27 protein-coding genes, 1 tRNA gene and 1 pseudogene are annotated in these 26,110 nt (G+C 64.1%); 17 read left to right on the top strand and 12 right to left on the bottom strand.

Annotated features, from left to right (window positions below; all coding sequences use genetic code 11):
* Position 1: 1 nt before the first annotated feature.
* Together F812_RS27295 and F812_RS0112030 are read left to right on the top strand one after the other, a co-directional pair.
* Positions 2 to 436 (top strand): annotated as a pseudogene (locus F812_RS27295) (copper uptake system-associated protein); the annotation flags it as partial.
* A gap of 118 nt (positions 437 to 554) precedes the next feature.
* The gene (locus F812_RS0112030) at positions 555 to 1,541 is read left to right on the top strand and encodes a DUF1775 domain-containing protein (RefSeq protein WP_020086230.1); all 987 of its coding nucleotides are present in this window, start codon (positions 555 to 557) and stop codon (positions 1,539 to 1,541) included.
* A gap of 90 nt (positions 1,542 to 1,631) precedes the next feature.
* Here the strand turns inward: F812_RS0112030 and F812_RS0112025 are convergent, their stop codons facing one another.
* On the bottom strand, positions 1,632 to 1,835 hold the full coding sequence (locus tag F812_RS0112025; RefSeq protein WP_020086229.1) for a hypothetical protein: 204 nt from the start codon (positions 1,833 to 1,835) through the stop codon (positions 1,632 to 1,634).
* A gap of 311 nt (positions 1,836 to 2,146) precedes the next feature.
* Here F812_RS0112025 and F812_RS25505 point away from each other — a divergent pair, with 311 nt between their 5' ends.
* Positions 2,147 to 2,893 (top strand): cupin domain-containing protein, encoded by a 747-nt coding sequence (locus F812_RS25505; RefSeq protein ID WP_020086228.1) that lies wholly within the window; start codon positions 2,147 to 2,149, stop codon positions 2,891 to 2,893.
* A 92-nt stretch (positions 2,894 to 2,985) separates the two neighbouring features.
* Here F812_RS25505 and pqqA read toward each other — a convergent pair whose 3' ends face one another.
* The 3 genes from pqqA to F812_RS23705 form a co-directional block, all read right to left on the bottom strand.
* Entirely contained in the window at positions 2,986 to 3,075 is a 90-nt protein-coding gene (pqqA, locus tag F812_RS23710) for a pyrroloquinoline quinone precursor peptide PqqA (RefSeq protein WP_020086227.1), read from the bottom strand.
* 171 nt (positions 3,076 to 3,246) lie between these two features.
* Positions 3,247 to 3,723, bottom strand: coding sequence for a MaoC family dehydratase (locus tag F812_RS0112010; RefSeq protein WP_020086226.1), 477 nt, complete (start codon positions 3,721 to 3,723; stop codon positions 3,247 to 3,249).
* A gap of 24 nt (positions 3,724 to 3,747) precedes the next feature.
* Positions 3,748 to 5,031, bottom strand: coding sequence for a patatin-like phospholipase family protein (locus F812_RS23705; RefSeq protein ID WP_020086225.1), 1,284 nt, complete (start codon positions 5,029 to 5,031; stop codon positions 3,748 to 3,750).
* 241 nt (positions 5,032 to 5,272) lie between these two features.
* On the opposite strand from F812_RS23705, the gene F812_RS23700 reads away from it, so the two are divergent.
* The 4 genes from F812_RS23700 (at position 5,273) to F812_RS0111985 (ending at position 8,201) form a co-directional block, all read left to right on the top strand.
* Positions 5,273 to 6,004, top strand: a complete 732-nt coding sequence (locus F812_RS23700) for an NUDIX hydrolase (protein WP_198011190.1) — start codon at positions 5,273 to 5,275, stop codon at positions 6,002 to 6,004.
* A gap of 112 nt (positions 6,005 to 6,116) precedes the next feature.
* Positions 6,117 to 7,028 carry a PhzF family phenazine biosynthesis protein gene (locus F812_RS0111995; protein WP_020086223.1) on the top strand — a complete coding sequence of 304 codons (912 nt, stop codon included), beginning with the start codon at positions 6,117 to 6,119 and terminating at the stop codon, positions 7,026 to 7,028.
* 205 nt (positions 7,029 to 7,233) lie between these two features.
* Positions 7,234 to 7,923 (top strand): acyltransferase family protein, encoded by a 690-nt coding sequence (locus F812_RS25500; protein WP_020086222.1) that lies wholly within the window; start codon positions 7,234 to 7,236, stop codon positions 7,921 to 7,923.
* Positions 7,860 to 8,201, top strand: a complete 342-nt coding sequence (locus F812_RS0111985) for a hypothetical protein (RefSeq protein ID WP_156827397.1) — start codon at positions 7,860 to 7,862, stop codon at positions 8,199 to 8,201. Before F812_RS25500 ends, F812_RS0111985 begins: the two co-directional genes overlap by 64 nt.
* Positions 8,202 to 8,218: 17 nt before the next feature.
* On the opposite strand, the gene F812_RS0111980 is transcribed toward F812_RS0111985, so the two are convergent.
* Complete coding sequence (locus tag F812_RS0111980; protein WP_026868076.1) at positions 8,219 to 8,773, bottom strand: cytochrome b; 555 nt, start codon at positions 8,771 to 8,773, stop codon at positions 8,219 to 8,221.
* Between the two features lie 468 nt (positions 8,774 to 9,241).
* On the opposite strand from F812_RS0111980, the gene F812_RS0111975 reads away from it, so the two are divergent.
* The 3 genes from F812_RS0111975 (at position 9,242) to F812_RS0111965 (ending at position 11,582) form a co-directional block, all read left to right on the top strand.
* Complete coding sequence (locus tag F812_RS0111975) at positions 9,242 to 10,804, top strand: 2-isopropylmalate synthase (protein WP_020086219.1); 1,563 nt, start codon at positions 9,242 to 9,244, stop codon at positions 10,802 to 10,804.
* Positions 10,805 to 11,171: 367 nt separating this feature from the next.
* A tRNA-Lys gene (locus F812_RS0111970) sits at positions 11,172 to 11,247 on the top strand.
* A 143-nt stretch (positions 11,248 to 11,390) separates the two neighbouring features.
* Positions 11,391 to 11,582, top strand: a complete 192-nt coding sequence (locus tag F812_RS0111965) for a hypothetical protein (RefSeq protein ID WP_020086218.1) — start codon at positions 11,391 to 11,393, stop codon at positions 11,580 to 11,582.
* A 71-nt stretch (positions 11,583 to 11,653) separates the two neighbouring features.
* Here the strand turns inward: F812_RS0111965 and F812_RS0111960 are convergent, their stop codons facing one another.
* The gene (locus tag F812_RS0111960; protein WP_020086217.1) at positions 11,654 to 11,923 is read right to left on the bottom strand and encodes a hypothetical protein; all 270 of its coding nucleotides are present in this window, start codon (positions 11,921 to 11,923) and stop codon (positions 11,654 to 11,656) included.
* A 228-nt stretch (positions 11,924 to 12,151) separates the two neighbouring features.
* Between F812_RS0111960 and F812_RS25495 the strand changes: the two genes are divergently transcribed.
* Positions 12,152 to 12,958, top strand: a complete 807-nt coding sequence (locus tag F812_RS25495) for an alpha/beta fold hydrolase (protein ID WP_156827396.1) — start codon at positions 12,152 to 12,154, stop codon at positions 12,956 to 12,958.
* 7 nt (positions 12,959 to 12,965) lie between these two features.
* On the opposite strand, the gene F812_RS0111950 is transcribed toward F812_RS25495, so the two are convergent.
* Positions 12,966 to 13,574: a pyridoxamine 5'-phosphate oxidase family protein gene (locus F812_RS0111950; protein ID WP_020086215.1), complete on the bottom strand. Its 609-nt coding sequence runs from the start codon at positions 13,572 to 13,574 to the stop codon at positions 12,966 to 12,968.
* A gap of 36 nt (positions 13,575 to 13,610) precedes the next feature.
* Positions 13,611 to 14,204, bottom strand: a complete 594-nt coding sequence (locus tag F812_RS0111945) for a glutathione S-transferase family protein (RefSeq protein ID WP_020086214.1) — start codon at positions 14,202 to 14,204, stop codon at positions 13,611 to 13,613.
* Positions 14,205 to 14,317: 113 nt separating this feature from the next.
* Here F812_RS0111945 and F812_RS0111940 point away from each other — a divergent pair, with 113 nt between their 5' ends.
* The gene (locus F812_RS0111940) at positions 14,318 to 15,235 is read left to right on the top strand and encodes a LysR family transcriptional regulator (RefSeq protein WP_020086213.1); all 918 of its coding nucleotides are present in this window, start codon (positions 14,318 to 14,320) and stop codon (positions 15,233 to 15,235) included.
* A gap of 31 nt (positions 15,236 to 15,266) precedes the next feature.
* On the opposite strand, the gene F812_RS23685 is transcribed toward F812_RS0111940, so the two are convergent.
* Positions 15,267 to 15,938 carry a YiiX/YebB-like N1pC/P60 family cysteine hydrolase gene (locus F812_RS23685; protein ID WP_020086212.1) on the bottom strand — a complete coding sequence of 224 codons (672 nt, stop codon included), beginning with the start codon at positions 15,936 to 15,938 and terminating at the stop codon, positions 15,267 to 15,269.
* A gap of 265 nt (positions 15,939 to 16,203) precedes the next feature.
* Between F812_RS23685 and F812_RS0111930 the strand changes: the two genes are divergently transcribed.
* Positions 16,204 to 17,718, top strand: a complete 1,515-nt coding sequence (locus tag F812_RS0111930) for a glycerol-3-phosphate dehydrogenase (protein WP_020086211.1) — start codon at positions 16,204 to 16,206, stop codon at positions 17,716 to 17,718.
* Positions 17,719 to 17,731: 13 nt separating this feature from the next.
* Here the strand turns inward: F812_RS0111930 and F812_RS0111925 are convergent, their stop codons facing one another.
* Entirely contained in the window at positions 17,732 to 19,945 is a 2,214-nt protein-coding gene (locus F812_RS0111925; RefSeq protein ID WP_020086210.1) for an alpha,alpha-trehalose-phosphate synthase (UDP-forming), read from the bottom strand.
* A gap of 196 nt (positions 19,946 to 20,141) precedes the next feature.
* Between F812_RS0111925 and F812_RS26535 the strand changes: the two genes are divergently transcribed.
* On the top strand, positions 20,142 to 20,576 hold the full coding sequence (locus tag F812_RS26535; RefSeq protein WP_156827394.1) for a hypothetical protein: 435 nt from the start codon (positions 20,142 to 20,144) through the stop codon (positions 20,574 to 20,576).
* A gap of 68 nt (positions 20,577 to 20,644) precedes the next feature.
* On the opposite strand, the gene F812_RS23680 is transcribed toward F812_RS26535, so the two are convergent.
* The gene (locus F812_RS23680; protein ID WP_020086208.1) at positions 20,645 to 22,000 is read right to left on the bottom strand and encodes an APC family permease; all 1,356 of its coding nucleotides are present in this window, start codon (positions 21,998 to 22,000) and stop codon (positions 20,645 to 20,647) included.
* Positions 22,001 to 22,256: 256 nt separating this feature from the next.
* On the opposite strand from F812_RS23680, the gene ku reads away from it, so the two are divergent.
* Positions 22,257 to 23,087, top strand: coding sequence for a non-homologous end joining protein Ku (gene ku, locus F812_RS0111910; protein ID WP_020086207.1), 831 nt, complete (start codon positions 22,257 to 22,259; stop codon positions 23,085 to 23,087).
* Positions 23,088 to 23,112: 25 nt separating this feature from the next.
* Complete coding sequence (ligD, locus tag F812_RS0111905; RefSeq protein WP_020086206.1) at positions 23,113 to 24,696, top strand: non-homologous end-joining DNA ligase; 1,584 nt, start codon at positions 23,113 to 23,115, stop codon at positions 24,694 to 24,696.
* Between the two features lie 6 nt (positions 24,697 to 24,702).
* On the opposite strand, the gene F812_RS0111900 is transcribed toward ligD (F812_RS0111905), so the two are convergent.
* Positions 24,703 to 24,981 (bottom strand): hypothetical protein, encoded by a 279-nt coding sequence (locus F812_RS0111900; RefSeq protein ID WP_020086205.1) that lies wholly within the window; start codon positions 24,979 to 24,981, stop codon positions 24,703 to 24,705.
* Between the two features lie 77 nt (positions 24,982 to 25,058).
* Here F812_RS0111900 and ligD (F812_RS0111895) point away from each other — a divergent pair, with 77 nt between their 5' ends.
* A complete protein-coding gene (gene ligD, locus F812_RS0111895; RefSeq protein ID WP_020086204.1) occupies positions 25,059 to 26,084 on the top strand; it encodes a non-homologous end-joining DNA ligase in 1,026 nt (341 codons plus the stop codon).
* The last annotated feature ends 26 nt before the right edge of the window (positions 26,085 to 26,110 follow it).

The following is a 26,110-nucleotide window of genomic DNA, read 5'->3' as shown; positions in this document are numbered from 1 at the left end:
TATGCGCTTTCAGCGTCACGACCTCTCCTCCCGATCGTTCGCGGCGCTGATTGTGCGTACGTGGATGGCGCTGATTCTCCCGGTTCTCGGCGCCATCCACAGCCCCTTGCCGGCTCTCGCGCACGACGATGCGCACGAGATCCGTTCTCTTATCGGATCAACCTGGGATAAACCCGACAGCAAAGTGGTTACCGATCCCATCGCCATTTCCGGCGATCATGCGGTGGCGAGCTGGACACAAGGCGAGCGAGGCGGACGCGCCCTGCTCCGGCGCGAAGCCAAAAGGTGGACTGTCGTTCTCTGCAGCGGTGATCCGCTGAAGGCGGCATCCACGCTCGAGGAAGCGGGTGTTCCTCACATGGACGCCCAGCGCATCGCGGACGATCTGGCGGAGGCCGAAGCGCGCGTGCCAGCGGCAAGGCGCGCTCAATTTTCCCTGTTCGAGGGCCTAGCCACGATCAATGACATGGGTGAAGGCAAAGACCATCATGGGCCGACATCACCCGGTCACGAGATGCACAAGCACCATACCCCTAGAAAGTCGGAAGGTCACCATGTCATTGAAAACGTCTCTTTTCTCCACGGCCGCGACGGCCCTGCTCGCGGTTCCGCTCGTCAGCGGCGCGGCCAATGCGCATGTGAGCCTCGAGCGGAGCGAGGCGGCTCGCGGCACTTCGTACAAAGCCGTGCTCAAGATCCCGCATGGCTGCGACGGCGCGTCCACCCATACCGTTCGGGTCGAGATCCCCGAGGGATTCATCAGCGTCAAGCCGATGCCGAAGGCGGGCTGGAAGATCGACACCGTGAGCGGCCCTTACGCGAAGACGTATGCCTTCTATCATGGAAAGTCGCTGAAGGAGGGCGTGAAGGAAATCCAGTGGTCGGGCGGCGACCTGCCTGACGCCTACTACGACGAGTTCGTCGCCTCGGGATTCGTCGCCAAGGAGCTCGATCCCGGTTCCTCGCTCTATTTCAAGGTCACTCAGCTCTGCGCCAAGGGCGAGCTCAAGTGGGTCGAGGTTCCGGGCCCCGGCGTCGATGCGCATGACCTCGAAGCCCCCGCCGCGGTGCTGAAGATCGCGGGCGACGCCAAGAGCGCGGCGACGGGCGGCGCCGACACGGGCTCGGCAACCGCCGGCTCGCTGGCCGTCGAGGACGGCTGGTCACGGGCAACCGCAGACGGTGCGAAGGTCGCGGCCGGCTATCTGACGATCAAGAACAGCGGGAGCGCTGCCGATACGCTCGTCTCCGTCGAGACGCCCGTGTCCGACAAGGGCGAGATTCACGACATGACCATGACGGACGGCGTCATGCGTATGCGGCGGCTCGCCGAGGGACTCGAGATTCCGGCTGGCGGCAGCGCGGAGCTGAAGCCGGGCGGGATGCACCTCATGTTCATCGATCTCAAGAAACAGCTCGTGGCGGGCGAGACGGTACCGGTGAAGCTGACGTTCAAGAGCGGTGCGGTGATAGAGCTCAAGCTGCCGATCCGCGCGCTCGGTAGCAGCAGCGGCAGCTCCACTGGACACAGCCATCACTGATCGATTGACGCGCCACGATCCTCCGATGCGCGCTTCGGCGCGCATCGGATTTGTGTTGCACACGGCAGAATGTGAAATCAGAAAGCGCGATCAGAGCGAGACGTCGCGCATCATTGTTTCCTTGAGGCCCGTATCGTTGCCTCTCCAGCGCGCCACGGCTCTGCGGCGAAGCTCAAGCTCTTCTGTCCAAGGATAGCGGATCGGAGTCAGCTCGACCGGGTTCTGGGACCGATCGCGTTTCGGCAGGTACGTGACGGTTGCGACTGCCTTGGAAAGAGCGGCTGAGTTTTTCATGAGGCGATTACTCCGTTACGCTTCATTTGCTCAGTTGCCCGGCCGGAACGTTCAAGCTCAATGCCGGCCCCCTCGACTTCGTTTCCCCTTTTCCTGCTTCTCTGTGTCTGCCCCACGCCGGTTGAGTTAATACCCGGTGCGACGCAAGGCAAAGTGAAAATAACTGCTATAGTGTTCACATCCCTGTCATGGCGCAGAGCACCATAATCGCGACGTGCCTGCTCACGGGATTCGAAGCAAATCGAACACTGTTCGGTGGCTCGCTCATTGCTCGTCGAGATCTGCCCGCGCCGGCCTGGAGACCAGAAAAAATGACTGAGTTTGTGCGCCTCTCCGCGCTCGGATCAGGCGAGCTCGAGGACTGGGGGCCGATGCCCAGCGCAGATCTGATCTCGGGAACAGGGCAACAATACGGCTACCTCTGGCTCGATGATGCGGCCACGGGATTGATGATCGGTGTTTGGCAATGCTCGCCGATGACGGGCCGCATGGGACCGTGGTCCACCAACGAAGTGATGATCCTGCTCGAAGGCGCAGTGAGCATCGATCACGCCGACGGCAGCACGCTCGATGTGGCAGCCGGAGAGGCGTTCTTCATACCCAAGGGAACTGTCTGCTCCTGGCGTCAGGAGGGCGACCTTAAGAAGTTCTTTGCCATCCACAACGACAGCTCGGGATTGACGAGCGCGGCCCCTTCTTCACTCCGCGCGCGCAAGATCGAGCGAACAACACCGTTCACTCCCGCCGACGGCCCGGACCCCGCGCTTCTCGCCGGACCGGCGCCCTCCTGCAAGGAAGCGCTCGCCTTCACCGATCTCACCGGACAGCTCACGGCCGGGCTCTGGTCCGCGACGCCCTATCGGCGCAAAACCGTTCCTTTCGCGCGTCACGAGCTGATGCACATCATCGAAGGAAGCGTGACGCTCGATGACGGGAGGGGGCGCAAGGAAACCTTCGTTGCGGGTGACACCTGTTTCGTGCCGCTCGGCGCGAGCGCGGGATGGGAGAGCCAGGAGCCTGTGACCAAGCTCTTCTGCAGCCTCACCCCCAGCGGATGAGCGCACGCTCGTCAGGGCTTCCCCAAAACAAAGCGGCGGCCGCTTCCGCGACCGCCGCACGTTCAATGCAGGGCGTATTCGACGCCGTGAGCTTAGATCAGGTCGATCTCAGCCGGCAGATACGAGGTGACCTCGAGGCCAACTTCCTGCTCGCGAACCGAGGGCTTCATCCAGGTCTTCATGTTGTGATCTCCTTGGGTTGGGGGCGGGTTCCTCTGCCGCCGGTCTTCTGAGCTTGAAGGTAGCGAAGCGCCCCGGTTCCGGCCAATCGTATTTTCCGTGAGGCCCAATAAGTGGCCCTGATGCTATGGTGTAACAGTTCTATCGTCGAAATCAGGCTCAATACGGATGGTTCAAGACGCGGTCGCGCCAGCCCTGCGCGGCACCACGAGACGCGCCGTCATGATCTGCACGACCTCGTCTCGCTGATTGAGCGTCTCGGTCCTCACCGTCACCATTCCCCGCTCCGGGCGCGAGGCGGATGCCTTCGCAGCGACCACCTCGCAGACGGCTCTCAACTCATCTCCCGGCTTGGTGGCCCGGGGCCACTGCACCTCGCCGCCCGCGCCGATCACACCGCCTGCGATGGGCAGCCCGCTCGTCACCAGAAGCCGCATGGTGAGCGCGGCAGTGTGCCAGCCGCTGGCGACAAGACCACCGAAGAAGCTCTTCTTGGCGGCTTCCTCATCGAGGTGAAACGGCTGCGGATCGAAGCTCGCCGCGAACGCCTTGATGGCCTCGAGGTCGAGACGCACGCTCGCGGTGATGAAGCGCCGCCCGACGGGGAGGTCCTCGAAATGGAGCGGAGGACCGGGAGACTCGCTGCTCATGCCGGATCTGTCTTTCTTCGATAGTCAGTTCTGATAGCCCGGCGGAGCCTTGTGCCAGGAGTAGCCGGCGGCGCCCTTGCGATAACCGAACTCGAACAGGGTGTTCATGTAGGTTTTGTCGAACGGCCCCACATAAGGAACTCCGAACTCGTCGTCCAGATAGGCGAGATTGAACTCCACCCCATCGCGCTGTGTCGTGAGATAGATGCGATAGAGATCGTTGACGCCGTTCGAGGCCGTCATAGTGGCGATGGCCTGCCCCGCGATGGCCAGCGTCTGTCGCTTGACCTGCTCCTCTGGCCGGAACAGGCGCCCGTTGCGGATCACGTAAGCGATGTCTTTGTGCTTCGCCGTGCCGACCACCCGCTCGACGGACTTGAGCCTCAGCGAGGGCGGATAGAGGAACGCCTGCGTCATGGCACCGCCGTCGACGTGCATTTCCTCGTAGCGCTTGCCGTTCACCGTCACGTCCAGCATGACCGGCGGGAAAGCGCCCGGGATGGACGCGGACGCACGCAGCACCTCGATGATGAGATCGCGCGCGCGCGGGTCCGGACTTTTTGCGATGGCTCCGATGTTCCAGATCACCGAGCGGGCCTGATCCAGATTGGTCGTGGCGACCAGGAGCAGACGCCCTTTGTCATACTCCTCGGCAATGCGCCGGATCATCTGCTGGTCGACGTGCCTGGCGATGAGCTGCCTCAGAGGCGTGGAGTCGGTCACCGCATCGCCCGAGAGGATGCTCAGGATGGGCTCCTTGTTGAAGATGTCGGCCGAGCTGGTCTCGGTGTAGACGCTCTTCAACTTGTCGTCGTACTCGGGGCCCAGGAAGGCGAACGGAGCCGACAGCGCGCCGGTGCTGATGCCGGTGACGACGCTGAACTGCGGACGGTCTCCCCGGGCGGTCCATCCCACGAGCAGGCCCGCGCCGAATGCGCCGTCGTCGCCGCCGCCCGATATGGCGAGAAACGTGGTGGTGGTCGAAGCGTCCGGCTTCTGTCCGGCGGCGGCGCGGGCCGCACGCGCCTTCGACACTACCTCGAACGCGAGAGCACGGAACTGCGCGGGATCGCCGTCGGCGTAGAAACGCGCATAGGGAATGTCGAGGGGTCGTATCTCGGACGCGAGCGCGAGCGGAACGGCAGGCAGGCGCTCGAGCGTCGCGCACGCGGAGAGCAGCGCGGCAACGACGAGCCCCGCGAGCGCGAGGCAGACGTGCTTGCACCGGCTCCCGCTTCGCGCGCGGCTACCCGCCGCGCGGACTGAGCCGCCCGGGCGCGCTCCCTTCTGATCCTCACGCTGCAACATCGAGGGCTGATCTCATTTGGTCCACCCGGCGAACACATAGCGGACCTTATGTCATTGTAATGACTTGCGGGAGCCTAAGTGGCCGTCCGCAGGCGGGTCATTGCGCCGCTCAGGTTGCATCGCCCATTGGTCCGCCCCAGTTACCCAAGCGGCACATTTGGCCGTCTTTTCACGGGCCTGCCGATCCGCTATCTCGCCCTGCATTGCCTCCAGCCTCCTGATGAATGGATCGGAATCCGGCATGTGGCGTCACGATGAGACACGGGTATTCACCGTGGAGCGTGTCTCGCTCCAGGTGTCGGAGGGACCGTGGGCCTTCGCGGAGAGCCATGCCGCGGACATCAATGCCCACTGGCAGCGCCGGCTTCACGAAAGCCCGAACTTCTTCAACGGCACCGTCCATATCCTGGCCGACTACACCCTCTCCGGCCGCGCCCTTCTGACCGGCCGGTTCCTACGGACCGATTTCAAGAGCTTCCTCTACTGGCGCGAGACCGGCTGGCAGGATCGCAGCGTGATGGACGCTTTCGGATCCGCGCTGATCCTCTCGGCCGAGGGGGATGTGCTGCTTGGGCGGCAACGCGCGGGCAACCTCAACGCGGGGCTCTGCTATCCGCCGGGTGGCTTCATCGATCCCCGCGACGTGGGGCCGGACGGGGTGATCGACATCGAGGGCAGCGTTCTGAGAGAGATCACCGAGGAAACGGGGCTCGATGCTCGCGTGCTCCGCCGCAGCGGCGGCTATGTTGTTACACTCGCGGGTCCCTCTATCTCGATCGCGGTGCCGTGGCAGTCCCACCTGTCCGGACCCGCCCTTCTCGATGAGGTAAGCCGCTTCATCGCGGCGGATCCCGACGGGGAGCTTTCGAGCGTCGTGCTCACCGCGCCTGGCGAGGCTTCTGCCGCACTCGCCATGCCGGACTATGCGCGGGCGTTGCTTCGGGACCTTCCGGACTTGAAAACTTCCGCCTAGGTGCTCTCGCCGCTTGGAGCGGAGCATTGGATGAGGCAGAGTGCGCGCGCTCTCACGTGCCCAGTGCCCTCCCAAGGCGGCGCCGGGTTTCCGCGGCTCTCAGGAAGGCTCCATGGCGCTCAAGTTCTATACGCTCGATGTGTTCACCGACCGCCGTTTCGGTGGCAATCCGCTGGCGGTCGTGCTCGACGCGGATGGGCTTTCCGGCGAGCAGATGCAGGCCATCGCGGGCGAGTTCAACCTGTCCGAGACGGTGTTCGTGCAGGCCTCCGAGCGGCCGGCCCATTCCGCCAAGATCCGCATCTTCACCCCGCGCAGCGAGGTGCCCTTCGCGGGGCATCCCACCATCGGTACGGCGACGCTGCTGGCCGAGCTCAAGGCGCCGATCCACAACGGCGAGCAGGACGCGCTCATCGTGCTGGAACAGGGTATCGGCACGGTGCGCGTGGGCGCGCGGGTGCGCGCGGGGTCACCGGCCTTCGCCGAGTTCGATGCGCCGAAGCTGCCCGCCGAGGCCGGCGTGCTGCCGCCCGACGATGTGCTGGCGGCCGGCCTTGGCCTCATCCCGAGCGAGATCGGCTTCGAAAATCACAGGCCGCTCTGCTTCGCGGCGGGCAACACGTTCGCCTTCGTCCCCGTGGCTTCCATCGAGGCGATACGGCGCGCGCGCGTCAACGGCGCGCACTGGGAGCGCGGGTTCGAGCAGCAGGGGATCGTGGGCGTCTACCTCTACACGCGCCAATGCGAGCACACGGCGAGCGCCTTCCACTCCCGCATGTTCGCCCCGCAGGTCGGAATTCCTGAGGATCCCGCTACCGGGTCTGCGGCCGTTGGGCTCGCGGGCATCGTCCATCATTTCGACCGCCTGCCGGACGGTACGCACAGGCGGATCGTGGAGCAGGGCTACGAGATGGGCCGGCCGAGCCAGATCGTGCTGACGCTGGTGGTGGACGGCGGCAAGCTCACCACCGTCCGTATCGGAGGCTCCTCCGTGCGCGTGTCGGAGGGGACGATCGAAATCTAAGCATTACCATCACGGTTCTGGCCGATTTCAAGCTAGATCGGGACGCCTGCTGGACGACGACGGAACAAGCGCGCTCTAGTGCGCAAATTCCGTTCTCGCCGGTTCCTAACTCGTACCCACCCGAACTCACGCCACTACAGATGTATCCGGCCGCCGCCCGGCGCGCATCGAATCCGTTCAACTCCTACGAGCGATCGCGGCGGTTATGGTGGTGGCATTCCATATCTGGGCCACGGCCGCCGAGCAGGGATACGAAACCCTCTACTCGATTTTCCGGCACGGCGAAGCGGGCGTCGATCTGTTCTTCGTCATCAGCGGGTTCATCATCTATTACACGTCGGCAACGCGGAAAAACCTCACGGCCCGCACTTTTGCCGTCTCGCGCTTCTTGCGCATTTTCCCAACCTACTGGGCCGTGCTCGGACTCTATCTCGGGATCTGGCTCCTAAATGCCCTCGGCAAGCTCTCGGTCCCGGTCTCGTTCGAGGTCACCCCGCTCAGTGCCCTCTCGTCGATCGCACTCTTCCCCTTTCCCAACCAGATCATTCCAGTTGCCTGGACGCTCACGATCGAAGTGCTGTTCTACGCGGTCTTCTGCGCGACGTTCTTCCGGTTCGGCGCGCGTGGGTTTTTCCTGGCAATGATTGCGTGGGCGGCGGCGGCACAGCTCTACGCCCTGACGGGCGCGGCCCATAGCCCGTGGCTTTCATTCACTCTCTACGGCGGTGTCGTAGAATTCCTTTTTGGTGCCATCATCGCCCGCCTGTTCTTGCGCGGCCAACATGCGTTCCATGTACCCTTGCTTGCGGCTGGTCTGGGATTGATGTTCTTGTGGCTCGCGGGTGCGCAGGAGCTGTCCGGCAGCGCAATCAACAGGAATGGGGCGCAGGCGTAGCCAGCGCCCTCATTCTGTACGGCTTGCTCGGCTTCGCGATCTCGCTGCCGGCGCCGCTTCTCCTGCTCGCGGAGGCCAGCTACGTTATCTATCTCACGCACCTCCTGCTGATTTCGGTGGCGTTGCGCGTGTTTGGGAAAATGACGGGAGCCTCGCCGTTCGGCTCCTTCTGGATGACCAGCGTCGTGTTCGTGGCCGTCGTGGCGGCCGGGTGCCTCATCCATCTCTGGCTGGAGCGCCCGTTCCAGCGACAGCAAAAGAAGTGGCTCGCGACCTGACACCCGGCAGCAATGCGTCAGGCGCTCGGCCGCAGCGGGAGCATCCGCGCGAGCGTGTTGTCGCGGACGACGTAGTGGTGAAAGAGAGCGGCGGCCGCGTGTACGCCGATGAGCCCATAGCCGATCCGTGCGATGGTCTCGTGCGCCTCCTCGAAGCCTTCGGCGAGCGACTTGTCCACGCCGATGAGGGCAGGAAGCTCGAGCCCGAAGTAGGAGACGGGCACGCCTTCGGCGCTCAAGATCAGCCATCCGAGCAGCGGGAGCACGATCATCAGGGCGAAGAGCGCGAGGTGCACGGCGCGCGAGGTTACCTTCTGCCACGCCGGCAAGGGGGGCGTGATCGGCGGCGTCCGGACCATGAAGCGGGCCGCGATGCGAACGGCGACGAGCGCCAGGATCGTGATCCCTATCACGTAGTGCGTGCTTTTCATCAGATCGCGCGGGACGCTGCCGCGCGGGAAGATGTCACGAAACTCCATCGTGACATACGCGGCTGCCATCAACAGAAGCGTCATCCAGTGCAGCGCGATTATCGTAAACGGGTATTTTTCCGAGTGTGCCGATCCAGTCATGGGGTACCCCTTCGCAAGTTGCCGACCCCGCCACAGAGCGGCCGCCATCACGCGGCGGCTGGCCCAGCGCAGCCGGAAGGCCATAAAGGGCCTTTCCGAAGAGAACTTACGCGCCTCGCGCTGACAGCGGCCTTACAGGGGGTGCCTTGCCCTTGCGGCACTGCCGCGCTTGCATTTTTGTCGCGATTTGGCTTATTCGTGAGATCGGACAAATTTTGTGGATGTTGCGAAGGCTCATGCGCCCATTCGCTGCGAGCATTGATCTGATGGCTGCCGGCACCGGAAACGGGTGCGGGCGCATCGTGATGCGCGCGTCCTCTCTCCTGACCCTCCCCCTTATCAGCCCCTGAGAACCGGGGGCCTGGCGCGCTGCCGGGCAGGTGCTCAGGGGATCGCCGACCGCACGCTGATAGGATTCCGCCAGCGACCGGACCACCGGCCTGGCCCCGAGGAAGGACCGATTTTCTCATGACCACCACACCGCAAGACGCATCCGGCGACCGCGTCGTCATCTTCGACACCACCTTGCGCGACGGCGAGCAGTGCCCCGGCGCCACCATGACCTTCGAGGAGAAGCTCGAGGTCGCGGACTGCCTCGACACCATGGGCGTCGACATCATCGAGGCCGGCTTCCCCATCGCCTCCGAAGGCGACTTCGAGGCCGTGACCGCAATCGCAAAGCGGGTAAAGCGGGCGACGGTCGCCGGGCTCGCGCGCGCCATCAACGCCGATATCGACCGCGCGGGCGAAGCCGTGCGCCACGCCAAGCGCGGGCGCATCCACACCTTCGTTTCGACCTCCCCCATCCACCTCGCGCATCAGATGCGGAAGTCGGAAGCGGAGGTGCTGGAGATCATCACGGCTACGGTGTCGCGCGCCCGCAACCTCGTCGAGGACGTGGAGTGGAGCGCGATGGACGCGACGCGCACCGGCATCGACTATCTCTGCCAGTGCGTGGACGCGGCAATCAAGGCAGGCGCCACCACCATCAACCTGCCCGACACCGTCGGCTACGCCACGCCCGAGGAATACTACGAGATGTTCCGGGCGGTGCGCGAGCGCGTGGCGAACGCCGACAAGGCGGTGTTCTCGACCCACTGTCACAACGATCTCGGCCTCGCGGTCGCGAACTCGCTCGCGGCGCTGAAGGCGGGTGCGCGGCAGATCGAGTGCACCATCAACGGCATCGGCGAGCGCGCGGGCAATGCGGCGCTCGAAGAGATCGTGATGGCCATCAAGACGCGCGGCGACGCACTGCCTTATCGCTCCGGCATCGAAAGCACGATGCTGGCACGCGCTTCCAAGCTCGTCTCTGCGGTCACCAACTTCCCGGTGCAGTACAACAAGGCCATCGTCGGCCGGAACGCGTTCGCGCACGAGAGCGGCATCCATCAGGACGGCATCCTCAAGCACCAGCAGACCTACGAGATCATGACGCCGGAATCGGTGGGCGTCGGCAAGACGTCGCTGGTGATGGGCAAGCATTCGGGTCGCAACGCGTTCCGCACCAAGCTGAAAGAGCTCGGCTACGAGCTCGGCGAGAATGCGTTCGAGGATGCGTTCAACCGCTTCAAGGCGCTCGCCGACCGCAAGAAGCACGTCTACGACGAGGACATTGAGGCGCTGGTGGACGAGGAGATCGCGCACGCGCACGACCGGATGCGGGTCGTGGCGCTGCAGGTGATCGCCGGCACGAGCGGCCCGCAGTCCGCGACGCTGACGCTCGACGTCGACGGCAACCAGCAGACGGTACACGCGAACGGCAACGGCCCGGTGGACGCGATCTTCGCCGCCATCCACATGCTGGTGCCGCATACCGCCAAGCTCGAACTCTACCAGGTGCACGCCGTGACCGAGGGCACCGACGCCCAGGCTGAGGTTTCGGTGCGCCTCGCCGAGGATGGGCGCGTGGTGACCGGCCGCGGAGCCGATACCGACACCATGGTTGCATCGGCGCGTGCCTATGTGGCGGCCCTCAACAAGCTCATGCTCAAGCGGCAGAAAACCGCCAAAGCCGAGCAGGTTGGCTGATCAGACGCGGCCCTGCCGTGTTTGCGGCAAGAAAAGCTGTCTCTGCCCGGACATCAGGCCAGAGCTTCCGATCCGGTCCAATCGGACCAGAAGCTCTAGCCTTTTGTTTTGGCGCATTTTCTAACGACGAACCCGGCATCCACTTAGTCCGAAAATGCTCTGGACAGGGGGTGCGGCTGGTGATAGATGAACCGGCATTGGGGCCCTTCCTCTGTGTAGGCCAATGATTTACGCGTCAGACCGACAGGATCTGACACGATCATGGCCCGGCACAATCGTTCAGGGTCCCTTTGCCGTCCTATATGAGGCCTTCGGGCTCCAAGACGGCGCCGCGTCGACACCAAACGACGTTCGGTCTCAAGAAGATGGGTGATTAGCTCAGTTGGTAGAGCAGCTGACTCTTAATCAGCGGGTCCACAGTTCGAGCCTGTGATCACCCACCATTCTTCTCCTTAAAGCCCTTCCCTCATCTCTGCGCTGCGCAATCTGCTGCGGAACGCGCGGTTGGCTTGTGCGTTGGCTTTCTCGGACATCGGCTCGTGCCCACTGCATTCGGGGCCAGCCGCACAGCACCGGAGATCGCGCTATGGCCGACAGGAAATCCAAAAAGCACGTGGGTTATGGGGAAGGGCCGCGCGCGGATTACGGAGAAGGTTACGGGTACCGCAAGGAAGACCGCTCGAAAGGAGCGGATATCGTGAACGACTTGGGCGGCTTTGCCGGAGGAAAGCGGCCCAAGAAGCCACTCCCCGATCCTCACGAACCCGAAGGGGATTAAACGCATACTCAGTTGAACGTGCGACGATGAGGCAAGCCCCGGATCCAGTTGGGCCAAGGGCTTGCTGAGGGCTATTTCGAGCGTGATCCGCTCACCGAGCGCGAGCCGGATTCGCCGCTCGATGTGCCGGAGCTGGCCGAGCGGTCGGCATCCTGCCAATGTGCGGGACCCTGAACCACAGGCTTGCCTTGGAAGGTGCCGTCAGGGTTCTGCATCCTGTTCGCGTTCTCCAGGCTTGATTGGCTCTGGCTCTTCATCGGCTTTGATGTGTCCTTGGCCATTGCGACGGGTGCAGCACCAAGCAGAGCTGCGAGCGCAATGCCCATCATCACGGTCTTCATGAGCATTCTCCTCTGTCGCTCCGCCACCCTCTACCGATGTAAAGAGAACAGCCGCTCGGCGGCGCGGTTCCTCTCATGACAAAACCGTAAGCGCGACACCGGCGTGTGCTGCAAGGCAGCCATGATGGATCGGCGTCTGCCTGCCGCGGCAGTCCCTTCCCTCGGCCTCACGCGCGGCGTTTGGAGAGCGCTCTCGCATCTCCGCCGATCCCGCTCTAGCCTTTGGCGATGGATGATTCGGATCTGAAGATCGGCACGGCCACGACGTCACACGGCGCGCTGTATTTCCTCATGGATCGCGATCCTAGGACGTTCACGCGGCCGATTGTGATCATCCTGCACGGCGCCTTGCGCAACTCCGACAACCTGCGCGGCTGGTATCCGGTGCTGTCGAAGCACTTCGACCTGCTGTTCGTCGATCTTCCGGGTCACGGACGAACACCGGCGGACGGCGAACCGACGATCCGCGCCTTCACGGACCGTGTGCGTGAGATGATCCTGCGGCATTTCTCGGATCGCGAGATCGTCGCCGTGGGGGAATCCGTGGGCGGGCTCGTCGCGCTCGGCCTTGCGAACGGGCGCACGCCGGGCCTCAAGGCCGTGATCGCCGCCGATCCGCCGCTCTCGACCGCGAAGCAGTGGCCCATCTACGGCAACTTCACGCGCCGCGCGCGGGAGAACCCGATCGGCGACTATCTCATGACCTTCATGTTCAACACCTTCGGCTATACGCCCCAGGGCATCGACGGAGACCGCGTCTACTACTCGATGGTTTCGGCCGTCAAAATCCCGGCCCGCATCCTGACCGGCGACAGCCCTCTGTTTCCGGTGCGCTCGCAGCCCGTCATTCCCTGCCTGATGGACGAGGTCGACCGCTTCCTCATCCGCTCGCTCAAGAACCCCCATGTGTCGATGGACATCATCCCGGGCAAAGGGCACCTGTGCCTCGATGCGGATCACGAGCCGGCCCGCCGCGCGGTGTCCACCTTCTGCGCCGAGCACCTTCTGACGCAGACTGCAGGTGCCGAGAGCTGAAGCGCCGTCAGGACGCAGCCGCGCTGAGGCGCTCGTTCTCCGCCTCTAATTCCGCAATGCGCGCTTCGAGAGCGCTCACGTGCTCCTCGACATCCTCGGCCGCCAACAGGCGGGGGATGTGCTGCTTGCAATTGCGATCCCAGGCCTCGACCCGAAACAGAATGCACCGCTCGGGCGGCGCGCTGGTGATACGGCTCACCTGCCGCAGCAGCGCATCGTCATTCTCGACGACGCGTGCCGTACCCCACAACTTGATGCGGAGGCGGCTTGCATAGTCCATCAGGAAGATGAACGCCTGCGGGTTCTCGGCAAGGTTGCCGATGGTGATGTACTGCCGGTTGCCGCGATAGTCGGCAAAGCCAAGCGTCTTCTCATCCAGCACGCAGAGAAAGCCGGGCAGCCCTCCGCGATGCTGGATGTAGGGCTGGCCGGAAGCGCTCGCCGTTCCGAGGTAGAACGAGCGTACCGTTCCGATGAAGGCCGCGAGATCGGGTGTGATCCGGTCCGGCCAGCCATGCCCCTCCTCGACGCGGCGATACTGCTCGCGCGAGCCGAGCCGCTCCTGCTCGGCCTTGACGGCCGGGCTGAACGCAAAGTCTGACGGAAGACGGGTCATGGAGAAACCTCGCGGCGCTTCGAGCCGGCGCAGCGTTCACGCCGGAAACGGAACAAAACCCGGGATGGATTTGATGCGATCGAGCCAGGCGGAAACGGCCGGATAGGGCTCGAGCGAAATGCCGCCTTCGTAGCTCATGGCCACATAAGGCGCGCAGGCGATGTCCGCGATGGTGGGGCGCCCCAGCGCGAGCCACTGCGTCTTGGAGAGATGCGTATTCATCAGGCCCAGGATACGCGCCGCCTTCTCCCGCGCGGCCGCGACGTCGAGCTTGTAGCCAAACTTGTCATGCAGGCGTGCATCGTTGGGGCCGCGCGCGATCTCGTTCTCGGCCACCATCAGCCATTCGACGACCTCGGCCATCTTGGCCGGCTCGCTCGGCAGCCAGCTTTCGCCGCCCCACTTGCGCGCGAGGTAGACCAGGATCGCCTGGCTGTCGCGCAGCACCACGTCGCCATCGACGAAAATCGGGATCTCGCCGAAGGGGTTCATGTCAATCAGGGGGCTTTTCTTGTGCGCGCCCGCCATGAAATCCACGGGCACGATGTCGAGCGGCACGCCGAGAACGGCAGACATCAGACGCACCTTGTAGCAATTGCCCGAAGGCTCGAGGTCGTAAAGTTTCGGCACGGGGGCGGCTCCTCTCCAGATCGCGTTGCATTGGCTCTATGGAAGCATGTCTGGACAGCTCTGCGACAGACGGTAAAATCGGAAATCATCCTACCGTTTTTCAGGATAATGATTTGGACCGCCTTCACGCCATGCGGGTCTTCATAACGGTCGCCGAAACCGGGAGCCTATCTGCGGCGGCGCGCCACCTCGGCTTGCCGCTGACGACGGTGAGCCGGCAACTGGCGAGCCTCGAAGCGCATGTGGGCGCAAACCTGATCGCGCGGACGACGCGGCGCCTTTCCGTGACGGAGGAAGGCCGCACGTACCTCGAAATCTGCCGCCGCGTGCTCGACGAGCTCGATGGAGCGGAACGCCGTCTCGCGCGGCGCGACGACACGCTGGATGGCGAGATCGTCGTGACGGCACCGGTGGTGTTCGGACGCCTCTACGTGCTGCCGCTCATTACGCGCTTCCTCGCGCTTCATCCGGGCCTCAATGCGCGGCTTCACCTCGCAGACCGGGTTGTCGATCTCACAGAGGAAGGCCTCGACGTCGCGCTCAGGATCGGGGCGCTGCCGGCCTCATCGCTGATCGCCACGAAAGTCGGCGCGCTGCGTCTCCTCACCTGCGCGTCGCCCGCCTATATCCGAAAGCACGGCGAGCCGAAGACGCCCGACGGCCTCGTCAATCACGATTGCATCGTGTTCTCCGGCCTTCCTCGGGAGGGACGCTGGAGTTTCAGGAGCGCAGCCCATGGGCGGTATGCCGTCCGCATCCGGGCGCGGCTTGCGGTGAATACGGCGGAGGCGGCCGTCGACGCGGCCGTCGCGGGGCTCGGCCTTACGCGCATTCTCTCCTATCAGGCGGAGGCGTCGCTTGCCCGCAAACGTCTCAAGACCGTGCTCGCGGCTTTCGACGATACGGAAGTGCCGGTGCATCTGGTGCGCCGGCCCGTGCGCATGCCCAAGCCGCAGGTGCGCCAGTTCGTCGAGTTCGCGGCGCGCGAGCTTCGCGGCCGGCTCGGTAAAGCGGGTAACCCGCGAGGCTGAGCGTTCGGATCTCGAAAGGGCGGGCTGGGGCTTACTCGGCGTTGGCCCCGAAGCTGGTGTAGATCATTTCCATGCGCGGATCGCGGGCGATGCTCGCCGGCGTCACCAGCGTCTGCTCCATGATGAGGCCATAGCACGCCTTGAAGCTTCCGGCGGATTTGGCCTTGCAGAGGGGGTGGGCTTTCCAGCGCTGCTTGATGAGGCCTTGTGCAGCGGCGGTGTCGATCTTGAGGTCGCGGACCTTTTGCTGCTCGCCGACCGAGATCTTCGGCCCTTCCTTGAAGGCGAGGTGAATGAGCTCGCTGCAATAAATCTGATCGTGGGATTCGTAGAAGAAATGATCGTAGGGGCGGCCGAGATAGTAGCGGGCGCGCTGTGTCGCCTGCTTGGCGGCCTTTTCATCCAAGCCCTTGAGGCGCTTCACTGTTACGCGCTTGTCCCTACCGTTCGCAATCCACTGATCGAGGGGAACGACGCGCACCGGCCCCACCGCCTCGATCACGTGGGGCTTGCCCGCCTTGTCGAGCTCGACGATGCCGACGTGGGTATATTGCGTACCGGACGCGAGCATGATGGCGTCGCTGGCGCTGGTTTCCGTCTTCTGGAACACGATGTCGCCGGTCTTGAGCGGCGGCAGATCGGAGGCGTGCGCGGGCGCGGCGAGCAAGGCAAGGGCGAGGAGCGCCGCAAGTTTTTCAATCATGTGTCTCATCATGGGCTGAAGATCTGGTGCTGGAAGACGGCGGCATCGTGGCAAGTTGCGCCGATTGGCGGCCCTTCGCGCGAGGTTCTTGTGCGTCGCGTATCCCGCCGTTCGCGCTATTCTGGGTGCGGCGACTCATACCATGGAGTCCGGCCCTTTGGGACCAAGCCATTAGGCGGCCGGGCCCTGTGCCGAACCGATCCTTTTTTGTCCGCATTCGTAGTAGGGTTCGGCGCAGATACGGGATTCAGGGAGCACCTTTCGGATGCTTGACGGCGTCTATGATCTAGCGATCGTCGGAGGCGGCATCAACGGTGCAGGCGTCGCGGCTGATGCGTCGGGACGTGGCCTCAAGGTCGTTCTGTTCGAAAAGGCGGATCTGGCGAGCGGGACCTCCTCGGCCAGCTCGAAGCTCATCCATGGCGGCTTGCGCTATCTCGAGCACTGGGAGTTCCGCCTGGTGCGGGAGGCGCTGGCGGAGCGGGAGGTGCTGCTCGAACGGGCGCCCCATCTGATACGGCCGTTGCGTTTCGTCATCCCGGATGCGCCTGGCATGCGCCCGCGCGTCCTCATGCGCCTCGGGCTGTTTCTCTACGACCACCTCGCGAAACGGCGCCGGATCCCGGGCTCCGGCTCGGTCGACCTCACGCGCGATCCGATGGGGCGCCCCTTGAAGCCCGAGTTCCGGGCGGGCTTTTCCTACTACGATTGCTGGGTGGACGATGCGCGTCTCGTCGTACTCGCGGCTCTCGATGCGGCCGAGCGCGGCGCCACCATCCTGACGCGCACGCCCGTCACGCACCTCGCGCGGCGCGGCGGCCTGTGGGAGGTGACGGCCCAGACGGCATCCGGGATGCGCACCATCGCCGCGAGGGCGCTCGTCAATGCGGCCGGGCCCTGGTGCAGCGAGGTCGCGCGGCTCGCGAGCCCTGCCGGACAGGCACCGGCTCTGCGGCTGGTGCGCGGCTCGCACATCGTGGTGCCGCGTCTTTCCGGCGCGGACGACGCCTACCTGTTGCAGAACACGGATGGGCGCGTCGTCTTTGCGCTGCCGTTCGAGCAGAGCTTTACGCTCATCGGCACGACAGAGGTGACAGCCCCTTCGCCTGAGGACGGCGCGAAACCCAGTGCAGAGGAGGAGGCGTACCTGCTCGCTGCCGCGGGACGGTTCTTCTCGCGCGCCCTCACGCGCGAGGACATCGCGTGGCGTTTCGCCGGCGTGCGCCCTCTGGTGGAGGATGGGGCCGCGAACGCGTCCGCTGTTTCGCGGGATTATCGCTTCGATCTCATTCACGGCGACGGGGAAGCTCCGCTCCTCAATGTCGTCGGCGGCAAGATCACGACCTATCGTTGTCTCGCGGAAGCGGCGATGGAACGCCTCGCGCCGTTCTTTCCCGGCCTTCCGCCGCCCTGGACCGCGACGCAGCCCCTGCCCGGCGGGAATTTCAGTTCGAACGGCTTTTCAGCCTATCGCCAAAGTCTCGAACGCCGCCATCCCGGCCTTGCACCGGCCACGCTCTCGCGCCTCGCTTCGCTCTACGGAACACGCGCCGAACTCGTGCTCGGCGGCGCGTTGCATGAGAACGATCTCGGCGCCGCCCTCGGCGGCGGCCTTACCGAACGGGAGGTTATCTACCTGCGCGATCACGAATGGGCGCGAACGGCCGAGGATGTGCTCTGGCGTCGCACGAAGGCGGGGCTTCACATGGCGGATGCGGAGCGGGCTCGCGCGGAAGCCGCGATCAAGAGCCTGCTCGCGACGGCACCGTCCCAGGCGTAACCGCCCTCTCGCCCTAACCGGCACGGTCCGTATCGAGCGCGGCGATCTCCAGGATGCGCTGCTTCTTGCGGAGGCGGCTCGCATCGAGCAGCATCTGCCCGGCCCAGCGGTAGACGTTGCGGGTGCTGACGTAGGCCCTCATCAGCCTCATGCGCTCGTGCTGCTCCGTCTCCGGCATGACGAGCGCGCTATGGAGCACCTCTCCCGTCGCGTGGGCATCGTAGGGATTGATGATGAGCGCTTCGGCCAACTCGCGCGAGGCGCCCGCGAAGTGCGATAGCATCAGAACGCCACGCTCGTCGTCGCGCGCTGCGATGAACTCCTTGGCGACGAGGTTCATGCCGTCGTGCAGGCTCGAGACGATGCAAACGTCGGCTGCGCGGAACAGCTCGAACACCTCACTCGGCTCATGATGGCGGATGATCAGCCTGATGGGTTGCGGCGACACATCGGCATACTTCGCATTGATCTCCTCGGCGAGCGCCATCGCCTCGTCCTGCAGCCCCTTGTAAGTCTGCAGCTTGCTGCGGGTGGGCGCGGCCGCCTGCACCAGAACGAAGCGCCCACGCCATTCGGGGTGCGTTTCGAGAAGCGTATCCACGGCGCGAATGCGATCGAGCACGCCCTTCGTATAGTCGAAACGCTCGATGCCGACCGCGATCTTCGTCTCGGGCGGCAGATCGAGCCGCTTGCGCACCGCGTCCCGGCAGTCCTGGATGCTCTTCTGGTTCGCAAGCGCAGCCGGGGGCCAGTCGATGGAGATGGGATAGGGACGTATGAAGGTCTCGTGCCCCTTGAGCGTCACCGACTCCTGCTCGCGATCGATGCGGCTCTCGACGAAGCGATCCACCGTCTCCAGGAAGTTGTTGCAGTGGAATTGCGTGTGGAAGCCAATGATCGAGCTTCCCAGCAGGCCGTGGATGATCTCCTCCTTCCACGGGAAGATGCCGAAGGTCTCCGCGTTCGGCCAGGGTATGTGCCAGAAGGTGATGATGGTGGCGTCGGGGATGCGCTCGCGTACCATCTGCGGCAACAGGGCGAAGTGATAGTCCTGGATCAGAACGATGGGCGAGGATGTCTTGGCTTCGGCGGCAACCGCATCGGCGAAGCGCTCGTTCACGGCGCGGTAGGTCCGCCAATCGGATTCGCGAAAGACGGGTCGCGTGAAGGCGATGTGGCAAAGGGGCCAAAGCCCCTCGTTGGCGAGACCGTAGTAGTAGCCGTCCTGCTCCTCCTCCGAAATCCAGATTCGGCGCAGCGTGTACTCGGGGCTTCTCGGCGGTACGCCGATGCAGTCGTTGGCGTCGACCGTCTCGCGGTCGGCCGTTCCGCTTCCGTGGGCGATCCATGTGCCGCCGCATGCGCGCATGACCGGCTCGACAGCCGACACGAGTCCGCTCGCCGGGGTCTGCAGCTCGATGCCACCGGGGCCATGATTGTGGATGTAGGGCTCGCGATTGGCTACGACGAGAACTTCCACGCCCGGTAGCTCGGCCAGCATGATGTCGCGCAGGGTTTCCTTGCTCCAGTTCGCCTGGTCGCGATCAATGGCGGACTGGCTCATCTCGAGCTGGCGAAGGACTTGGCGCACCTCCTTATCCAAGGGGCCGTAGCTGGCAGCTGCATTCCTCACGCCTGGCGATGTCGCGCTCGTCACCGCCTGCTTGAACGTGCGCAGCCAGTTGCGGATCAGGTAGAGCACGAGGCCGATGGCCAACGCCCCGCTTGCGAGGATGATGCCGCCCAGCATGAGCGTGAGATAGTTGCGCGCTTCCTGCCCGCGATGCTCCGCGAAGCTGAGGTCGTGCACGATGATGAAGTGTCCCTCTATCTCGCGCGAGGGATCTGTCCGCGAAACGATGGGGTAGGCGCCGATGAGCATACGCCGCCCGTTGACGATGACGGAGGAGAAGCTCTCGGTATCCGATCGCGCGATCTTCTCGCAGGAAATGGATGAGGGCATCAGTTTCGTGGCGTGTGCGGGCTCCTTCCCGTCTCTACAGACGGCGACGGCAACGATGCGGGAGTCCGTCGCGACGCGCTCGAACAGCTCGTTGATATGATCGGTCTGCCCGTTCTCAAGCATTGCGGACAGCGGGCCGCTCACGGAATTAAATACGAGAGTTGCGCGCAACTCGACATCTCGGCGCGACCAGTCATCGACGAGGGAGGTGACGAGCGGACCCAGGAGCGTCAGCGCGAAGAGCGCGACGGCGCACGCGATCATGCCGTAGCGCGCCGCGAGCTTCGCGGAATGACCCGTAGCAGATTTCAGAAACGGCCGGCGTAGCCATGGGCGCGATAGAAAATTGGCTTGAAGCGATATCTCGCTAACCTCCTCTTGCGTCCGGCCAGAGCAAAAGGGCCGGATTTACGATCAAAGCGCGCACCTCAACGCGCGCGCATGCTGCGCGCTGTGTCCCATGAGGTCAACCCTCGGCGGGCTACGCAGCCAACCGAGCTTGACATGGCGTCTCAAATCTAAATCCCCACAAACCGGCAAAAAATCAGGGCTGCCTGTTCGCAGCCCTGAGGAGTTCGAAAACGCTTCTTGTTTTCTTATTCTCTTAGTCTCAACGCTGCTGGTCGCGGCGCTGATCCTGAGCCTGACGCTGGTCGCCGCTCCGGTCATCCTGATCGCCCGGCTGCGGGTCGCGGCTGCGCTGCTGATCCTGCCCGGGCTTCGCGGGGTTGCCGGGATTGTTGCGCTGGTTCTGGCGCTCTTTGTCGCGATCCTGCTGTGCTTGCTGCTGATCGCGCTGAGACTGCCCGCCCTGCTGGCCGGGATTCCGATTCTCGTTAGACATTGGGACGCCTCCACTCTGGAGATGGATTTTTCAGGGATGGTGTCCGTTTGAAACGCGCGTGGCGGCCATAGGGTTCCGGCGCGACCATGCTCATGCCCGGCGTTCAGCAGCTCTCGCGTTCAATTGCGAGGTGCGCTCGTGCCTGCATCATCGCCACGAGGATCCGCAGGATGCTGCCTCGTCGCGCGGTTGATGAACACCGTGACAAGCCAGAGCGCAACGCCGATGAGCAGAAGAGCGCCCGCAATTTTATATTGAACCGGATCGCGGCCCGTCCACGGTCCGGCGAGGAACATGCAGCTCACCGCGCCAGCCATCGGTATGACCGTCGGTGTTCGAAAGTGATCGTGCTCGACGGCGTCCTTTCGCAAAACGAGCACGGCGACGTTGACGATGGCGAAGACACAGATGAGCAGAAGCGCTGTCGTGCCGCCAAGCGCCGGCACCTCGCCCACGAACGTGATCAGTGCAATCGCGATCGCCGTCGTAAACGCGATGGCGACGTAAGGCGTGCGCCTCCTCGGATGAACCTTCCCGAGGATCGGCGGCAGGACATGCTCGCGGCTCATGCCGTAGACGAGACGGCTAGCCATCAGCATATTGATCAGCGCGCTGTTGGCGACCGCGAACATGGTGATGAAGCCGAACAGCTCGATTGGAAAATTCGGCGCACCCGCCTCGACCACCTTGAGAAGCGGCGTTTCCCCCTCGCCGAGCTCGGCAGGCGGCACGAGCGTGATGGCGGATATGGACACGAGCAGATAGATCACGCCGGTGATCGCGATGCCGAGCAGAAGCACCTTGGGGAAGGTGCGGACAGGATCCTTGGTCTCCTCCGCCATGTTCACGCTGTCCTCGAAGCCCACCATGGCGAAGAAAGCGAGCGTGGTCGCGGCCACGGCAGACCACAGCATGCTTCCGCTGTCCTCCGTCTTGAACTCCAGCACGCGGGAGACGTCGCCTTGTCCGGCACCGATGGCCCAGAACCCGATGACGATGACGATGAGGAGGCCACTGAGTTCGACGCAGGTCAGCAGCACATTGAGCTTCACGCTTTCGCCGACGCCCCGCAGGTTCACGATAGCGACGGCGGCCATGAACAGAAGCGCCACGACGGTGATGCCGATCCCGCCCGCAAGCCCCAGCCCGAATGCGTCGGAGAAGTTGGCGGCGAAGGCGCGCGATGCGGTGGATGCCGAGGTGATGCCGGACGACATCACGGCGAAAGCGACCAGGAAGGTCACGAAATGAATGCCAAACGCTTTATGCGTGTAGAGGGCGGCTCCGGCGGCGCGCGGGTATTTCGTCACGAGTTCCAGATAGCTGAACGCCGTGAGAAGCGCGACGACGAAGGCGAGCAGGAACGGGAGCCAGACGGCGCCGCCGACCAGGTTCGCGACCTTTCCCGTCAGCGCGTAGATGCCTGTTCCCAGAATGTCGCCGACGATGAAGAGCAGCAGGAGCCAGGGTCCCATCACCCTGTGTAGGCTCGTTTCACCTGGGGGCGGGCCTGAGGACGGGGATGCAGCCTCCGCCAGCTTGCCTGCCTCAGTCATACTGATCCCCCTTAACCATTTCCCACCTGCTGAAGACCGTCGCAAGGGTCTGGATCGAGGTCAACAGCCGAAGCAGCGCGTAAGAAACCTTTCACCGCCTCTTGCGTTCGGCGCAAAGTGGAACGAAGCTTCTCCGTGCGCATTGTTTGTGCATAGAGCGTGAGAGTGTTGCGTCATGCCCAAGTCTGCACGTGCCTATTGGAAGGGATTCCTCAGGCTCTCCCTGGTCACCATTGGCGTTGAAATCTACAACGCGGTGGAATCGAAAGCCGACATCACGTTCCGCCAGATCCACAAGCCCTCCGGCAGGCGCGTGAGCTATGAAAAGACGGTCGCCGGCGTCGGCAAGATCCAAAGCTCCGACATCGTGAAGGGCTACGAGGTAGACAAGGACACCTACGTCACCCTCGATCCCGAGGAGATCGACGCAGTCAAGCTCGAGAGCAAGAAAACGATCGACCTCGTTCAGTTCGTCGACGCCAAGGACATCGACTACCGCTACTTCGAGCGTCCCTATTTCATCACGCCGACGGATTCTCTTTCGGGCGAGGGGTACGTCGTGATCCGCGACGCATTGCGGAAGACTGGCAAGGTAGGCCTCGCGCAGATCACCATCTCGGGGCGCGAGTGGCTTGTCGCCATCGCTCCCTTGGACGATGGGCTCGTGATGGAAATGCTCCGCTACGAGGAGGAGCTGCGTAAGCCCGTCGATTTCTTCGACGAGGTTCCGACCGCGAAGCCGGACAAGGAAATGGTGGATCTCGCCGTGCAGCTCATCGGAAAGAAGACCGCCGCCTTCCGCCCCGAGAAGTTCGAAGACCACTACGCCACGGCGCTCAAGGCCCTCATTCAGGACAAGCTCAAAGGGCGCAAGATTGTGGCGCACGAGGAGGACCGACCCAAGGGCGGCAACATCGTCGACCTCATGGAAGCACTCAAGAAGAGCGTTGCTTCACCCTCCGGGGGCAAGCCCAAGACGCCGCGTGCAACCAAAAAACGCGCTTGAGATGTGACGGGGCGCGAGGTCTTCGATGGCGAAGGGAAAGAAGCAACTCTCACAGTATCGCGCGAAACGTGACTTTACGAAAACCGAGGAACCCCAGGGTCAGCAGACGATCCGCGCGGCAGACTACCCGCGCTTCGTAATCCAGAAGCACGACGCGACGCGGCTGCACTACGATCTGCGGCTCGAGGTCGACGGGGTTTTCAAATCGTGGGCCGTCACGCGCGGTCCCTCGCTCGACCCGGCGGACAAGCGGCTCGCCGTCGAGGTGGAAGACCATCCGCTCGACTATGGCGATTTCGAAGGCACAATTCCGGAAGGCGAATATGGGGGCGGCACCGTGATGGTGTGGGACCGCGGCTTCTGGATGCCCGAGGGCGACAAGCCCGCGAGAGAAGCCCTGCGGAACGGGGAACTCAAATTCCTGCTGGCCGGCACGAAGCTCAAGGGAAGCTGGGTGCTGGTGCGCATGAAGCGGGACAGGTCTGGCCGGAGCCGGACGAACTGGCTTCTCATTAAGCATCGTGATGCCTATGCCCGCCCCGGGGACAAGGACGCGCTGCTGAAGAAGGACCGGTCCGTCGCTTCCGGGCGAAGCATGAGCGCGATCGCCTCGGGACGCGGAAACGACCCGAGCACGTTCATGCTGGATACGCCCAGCGCACACGGATCCGACGCGGTGTGGCATTCCTCCGCAGCGGGCGGAAATACCGTGCTCGGCGTCGCGATTTCGAGCCCTGACAAAGCGCTGTGGCCTGCGCACGACGGAGAAGCGGCTCTCACGAAGATGGATCTCGCGCGCTATCTCGAGGCTGTGGGGGAGCGGATGCTCGCCCATATCGCGGGACGCCCCTGCTCCGTCGTGCGCGGGCCCGACGGCATCGAGGGCGAGACGTTCTTCCAGCGCCACGCCATGCGCGGCACCTCCGATCTCGTCACGATGGTGCGCGTCAGCGGGGACCGCCAGCCCTACATTCAGATCGATAGCATGGAGGGACTGATCGCGATGGCGCAGGTCGCCGCGCTCGAATTCCATCCGTGGAACTCGATGCCGAACGAGCCTGCGATTCCGGGACGGCTGGTGTTCGATCTCGATCCGGCGCCGGATCTCGCCTTCGACGACGTCGTCGCCGCCGCCAACGAGTTGCGCAGGCGGCTCGAAGCGCTCGGCCTCGTGCCCTTCTGCAAGACGACGGGAGGCAAGGGTTTGCATGTGGTGACGCCGCTCAAAGCCGGGCGCGGGAACGACCTCGGCTGGAAGGAAGCCAAGATGTTCGCGGAGGCGGTGTGCCAGGAGATGGCTCACGACAGCCCAGGCCTCTACCTGACCACCATGACCAAGAAGCTTCGCCGGGGCCGCATCTTCCTCGACTATCTCCGCAACGACCGGATGGCGACCGCCGTGGCACCGCTCTCGCCGCGGGCACGGCCGGGCGCTCCGGTCTCCATGCCGCTCACCTGGGCGCAGGTGCGCAAGGGGCTCGACCCCATGCGCTTCACGATGCGCACCGTGCCGGCACTGCTCGCGACCACGAAAGCCTGGGCTGACTACGACAGCGCAGGCCAGCCGCTCAAGCAGGCGATCCGGCGGCTGGTCGCGGCCGCGCGCTGAGAGGCATCAACGGCCGCGCCACAGCCAGATCGTGAGCGCGGCTCCGATTATGGCGGTCACATAGAGAAGAACCGACGGAAGAAGACCAAGGATCACGCCGATATGAAAGCCCATGAAGGATCCGGCGATGCCGACGAGACTGTAGGTGACGTCGCCTGCGCCGGTCGCGTCCGCCACCTGACGGCCAAGCCAGCTCCGGCCACGCCGATTGAAGAGCAGTCCGACGACGATGCCGATGAGGATCAGCAGTATGAACGTCATGATGGCGGTGGTGATGATCGGCATTGGGCTCTCCTCGTTGGCGCAGAACGCGCCGTGCGTGCGGCGCTGACCGGCCGCTCGTACAGGGCGAATGCAGAGCGATGAGCAAGAGTTCCGTACAAACGCCGGAAAGGAAAGGCGCGCGCAGGGGAAAGACGACGCGTACCCGGGGCGGCGATGCCCTCCCCGCTTTCGTCGCCCCGTGTCTCGCAACCCTCACGGACGCACCGCCCGCCGGTGAGTTGTGGCTGCACGAGATCAAGCTCGACGGATACCGCCTGCAGGCACGCATCACGGGCGGAAAAACCCAACTGCTCACACGCAGCGGCCTCGATTGGACGGCGCGCTTCTCCTCCCTCGCAAAGTCCCTTTCCGAGCTTCCTGTCCAATCCGCTCTCGTCGAGGGCGAAGCCGTCGTTCTGACGGAGAAGGGCGTCTCGAGCTTTTCCGCGCTGGTTCAGGCGCTCGAGCAGGGCCGATCCGGCGATATGACGTTCGTCGCTTTCGACCTGCTCTATCTCGACGGCGTCGATATGCGCCGCGCGCCTCTCATCGAGCGGAAGGATCTCCTCAAGGCGGTGCTCGAGCGGGCAGCCGATCCGGAACGGCTGCGCTTCAGCGCCCATATTTCCGGCAGCGGGGTGGCCGTCCTCAAAAACGCGTGCAAGCTCGGGCTGGAAGGTATCGTCTCGAAGCGCGCGGATCTTCCGTACCGCTCGGGACGGATTGGAGACTGGCTCAAGTCCAAGTGCATCCAGACGGACGAGTTCGTGATCGGCGGCTACGTGGTGTCGAGCGTCGATGCAACGGCGATCGGCGCGCTCGTGCTCGGTACGTTCGAGGCCGGGCGCTTCGTCTATGCGGGCCGTGTCGGCACGGGTTTCTCGCACGAGACCGCGCGCGCACTCTGGAGAAAGCTGCAGCCACTCAAGCGCAAGACGTCTGCGTTCGGGGACTCGCTTACGGCGGCGCAACGGCGCGGCGTCGTCTGGGCCGGGCCAAAGCTCGTGGCGCAGATCGATTATCGCGCCTGGACCCGCGACGGCTTGCTGCGTCACGCGTCCTTCAAAGGACTGCGCGAGGACAAACCGGCCGCCGAGGTGGCAAGGCCGGCCGTCAAACATTGAGCGCGTCCCCTCCCTGCGTTGCAGGG

This window comes from Hyphomicrobium zavarzinii ATCC 27496, from assembly GCF_000383415.1.
GTDB lineage: Bacteria > Pseudomonadota > Alphaproteobacteria > Rhizobiales > Hyphomicrobiaceae > Hyphomicrobium_C > Hyphomicrobium_C zavarzinii.
Note: the sequence above shows the minus strand (reverse complement) of the source record. Positions and strands in the feature narration are given on the sequence as shown.